Raw genomic sequence first — 3,328 nt, 5'->3', positions numbered from 1 at the left:
AACTAGAAAAGGAAAGCGTAAAACAGTTGCTAACAAGAAGAAAGCGACTAAATAATAATTAGGTATGGCAAAGGCAAATACTAAAGTTACCAAGAAACGTAAAGTTATAGTTGATTCTGTTGGTGAAGCGCACATAAGTGCATCTTTTAACAACATCATTATCTCTTTGACAAATAAAAAAGGAGATGTTATTTCTTGGTCATCTGCCGGTAAATTAGGTTTTAGAGGTTCTAAGAAAAATACACCTTATGCTGCACAAGTTGCTGCAGAAGATTGTTCTAAAGTTGCTCATGAAGCAGGTTTAAGAAAGGTAAAGGTTTATGTTAAAGGTCCGGGTAACGGTAGAGAATCTGCAATCAGATCATTACATAATGCAGGTATCGAAGTGACAGAAATAATTGATGTTACTCCAATGCCACATAACGGTTGTAGACCTCCAAAAAGAAGAAGAGTTTAATTAATATTATATTTCACCGAAAGTGTAGTTACGATTATCGAAGGATAAGCCTTAATTCATAATCTCACTTTCAAATTTAAAGAAAATGGCAAGATATACAGGACCAAAATCAAAAATCGCTCGTAAATTCGGCGAAGCAATTTTCGGAGATGACAAATCTTTCGAGAAAAAGAATTACCCACCAGGACAACACGGTAATAACAGAAGAAGAGGAAAAAAATCTGAGTACTCTGTTCAGTTAATGGAAAAGCAAAAAGCTAAATATACTTATGGTATTTTAGAGAAGCAATTCAGAAACTTATTCCAGACTGCAAAAAGAAAAGAAGGTGTTGCTGGTGAAATCTTACTTCAATTATGTGAGTCTCGTTTGGACAATGTTGTTTTTAGAATGGGAATTTCCCCTACTAGAAGCGGTGCTAGACAATTAGTATCTCATAGACACATTACGGTAAATGGTGAGTTGGTAAACATACCTTCTTATTCATTAAAAGCAGGAGATGTTGTTGGTGTTAGAGAGAAATCAAAATCATTACAAAGTATACAGGATTCATTAGCTGCTAGTAGTGCAGTTTATGAGTGGATTACTTGGAACAGTGAGAAGAAGGAAGGTACTTATGTTTCTATTCCAGAAAGATTACAGATTCCAGAAAATATCAAAGAACAATTAATCGTGGAGTTATACTCTAAATAAACAATACTGATCCAATTATGGCATTATTAAATTTTCAGAAACCCGATAAAGTAATAATGATCGATTCCTCTGATTTCGAAGGGAAGTTCGAATTTCGCCCTTTGGAACCTGGTTATGGATTAACTGTTGGGAATGCATTAAGACGAGTATTGCTTTCTTCTTTAGAAGGTCATGCAATTACTTCGGTTAGGATTGATAAAGTAGAACACGAGTTTTCTACAATACCTGGCGTTGTTGAAGATGTAACCGAGATTATATTAAACTTGAAACAAGTTCGTTTCAAGAAGCAAATAGAAGATTCTGAGGCGGAAGTTGTTTCAATTTCAGTAAGTGGAAAGGATCAATTAACTGCTGGTGATTTTCAAAAGTTTATTTCTGGATATCAAGTATTGAATCCTGATTTGGTTCTTTGTAATATGGATGCTAAAGTTAGCATCAATATGGAAATAACTATTGAAAAAGGTAGAGGTTATGTTCCTGCAGAAGAAAATAAAAAATCTGGTGCTCCATTAGGTACCATAGCTGTAGATTCTATTTTTACTCCTATTAAGAACGTAAAATATAGTATTGAAAACTTTCGTGTAGAGCAAAAGACTGATTATGAAAAATTAGTTTTTGAAATATCTTCAGATGGTTCTATTCATCCAAAAGATGCTTTAACTGAAGCAGCAAAAGTTCTTATTCATCACTTTATGTTATTCTCTGATGAGCGTATTACTTTAGAAGCTGATGAGATTGCTCAAACAGAGACTTATGATGAAGAGTCTTTGCATATGAGACAATTATTAAAAACTAAATTAGTTGATATGGACCTTTCTGTTCGTGCACTAAACTGTTTAAAAGCAGCTGAAGTTGATACTTTAGGTGATTTAGTTTCTTTCAATAAGAATGACTTAATGAAGTTTAGAAACTTCGGTAAAAAATCTTTAACTGAGCTAGAAGAACTTGTAATTAATAAGGGCTTAAGCTTTGGTATGGATTTATCAAAATACAAATTAGATAAAGATTAAATAATCATATTTTGCTCCTCGTTCTTTCGAGTTTGGTAGCAAGATGATAAAATTAAAAGATGAGACACGGTAAAAAAATTAATCACTTAGGTAGAAAAACTGCCCACAGAAAAGCGATGTTAGCAAACATGGCTTGTTCTTTGATCGAGCATAAAAGAATCAATACTACAGTTGCAAAAGCTAAAGCTTTAAAGCAATTTATTGAGCCTTTGATTACAAAATCAAAAGCTGAAAATAATGTTAGTGCTGAGAAAGGTACTCACAATAGACGTATTGTTTTTAAGAATCTTCGTGATAAGTATGCGGTAACTGAATTGTTCAGTGTAGTATCTGAAAAGGTAGCTGATAGACCAGGTGGTTATACTAGAATTATCAAATTAGGTAATCGTTTAGGTGATAACGCTGATATGGCAATGATAGAATTGGTTGATTTCAACGAATTGTATAACGCTGGTAAACCTAAGAAGAAATCTACTAGAAGAAGTAGAAGATCAGGTGGTAGTGATGCTGCTGCGGTTTCTGCTGAGAAGGAAACAAAAGTAGAAGAAGCTCAAACTGAAACAGAAGCTAAGACTGATGATTCTAAGGAATAAAATTGTCGATAAATATTAATAATGAAAAAGGATAAGCTTTCTAGCTTATCCTTTTTTTTATGTTTTTTTGTGAACGAATAAATTATAAGACTAAAATGAAATATCAGGCAAAGAGAAAAGCTATAATATTACTTGCAGATGGTACTATCTTTTATGGAAAATCTGTTGGAGATAAAGAAGGTACCGCTTTTGGAGAAGTATGTTTCAATACAGGTATGACAGGATATCAAGAGATATTTACAGACCCATCTTATTTCGGACAAATAATGGTCACTACCAACGCTCATATTGGTAATTACGGTGTAAATAAAGATGAAATAGAATCTGAGTCTGTCAAAATTTCTGGATTGGTTTGTAGAAATTTTAGCTATGAATATTCAAGACCTTTGGCAGATGATAGCTTACAAGGTTTTTTAGATAAAAATGAATTATTTGCTATATCTGATGTAGATACTCGTGCATTGGTTAGTTATATAAGGGATAACGGGGCTATGAATGCTGTAATATCTACAGATATTGAGAATGTAGAACAGCTTAAAGAACAATTAAGTGAAGTGCCTAGTATGGACGGTTTAGA

The 3,328-nt window shown here is 33.1% G+C and carries 5 protein-coding genes; all 5 read left to right on the top strand.

The features are described 5' to 3' along the window. Nucleotides 1-64: 64 nt before the first annotated feature. Nucleotides 65-457, top strand: coding sequence for a 30S ribosomal protein S11 (rpsK, locus tag ABJI11_RS11095; protein WP_036152169.1), 393 nt, complete (start codon nt 65-67; stop codon nt 455-457). Nucleotides 458-542: 85 nt separating this feature from the next. Then, nucleotides 543-1,148 carry a 30S ribosomal protein S4 gene (rpsD, locus tag ABJI11_RS11090; protein ID WP_276492076.1) on the top strand — a complete coding sequence of 202 codons (606 nt, stop codon included), beginning with the start codon at nt 543-545 and terminating at the stop codon, nt 1,146-1,148. A gap of 17 nt (nt 1,149-1,165) precedes the next feature. Then, nucleotides 1,166-2,158 (top strand): DNA-directed RNA polymerase subunit alpha, encoded by a 993-nt coding sequence (locus ABJI11_RS11085; protein ID WP_348352117.1) that lies wholly within the window; start codon nt 1,166-1,168, stop codon nt 2,156-2,158. A gap of 59 nt (nt 2,159-2,217) precedes the next feature. Beyond that, complete coding sequence (gene rplQ, locus ABJI11_RS11080) at nt 2,218-2,751, top strand: 50S ribosomal protein L17 (RefSeq protein ID WP_036152175.1); 534 nt, start codon at nt 2,218-2,220, stop codon at nt 2,749-2,751. Between the two features lie 95 nt (nt 2,752-2,846). Continuing rightward, a partial coding sequence (locus tag ABJI11_RS11075) for a carbamoyl-phosphate synthase domain-containing protein (protein ID WP_348352115.1) occupies nt 2,847-3,328 on the top strand: 482 nt, incomplete at its 3' end.

Source organism: Maribacter sp., from assembly GCF_039968975.1.
In the GTDB taxonomy this organism is placed as follows: Bacteria; Bacteroidota; Bacteroidia; order Flavobacteriales; family Flavobacteriaceae; genus Maribacter.
This window is presented reverse-complemented; position numbering and strand designations above follow the sequence as displayed.

What these genes read in the sequence shown, in the direction of transcription:
- rpsK (WP_036152169.1), top strand. Translation starts at nt 65, where the DNA reads ATGGCAAAGGCAAATACTAAAGTTACCAAGAAACGTAAAGTTATAGTT.
- rpsD (WP_276492076.1), top strand. Translation starts at nt 543, where the DNA reads ATGGCAAGATATACAGGACCAAAATCAAAAATCGCTCGTAAATTCGGC.
- ABJI11_RS11085 (WP_348352117.1), top strand. Translation starts at nt 1,166, where the DNA reads ATGGCATTATTAAATTTTCAGAAACCCGATAAAGTAATAATGATCGAT.
- rplQ (WP_036152175.1), top strand. Translation starts at nt 2,218, where the DNA reads ATGAGACACGGTAAAAAAATTAATCACTTAGGTAGAAAAACTGCCCAC.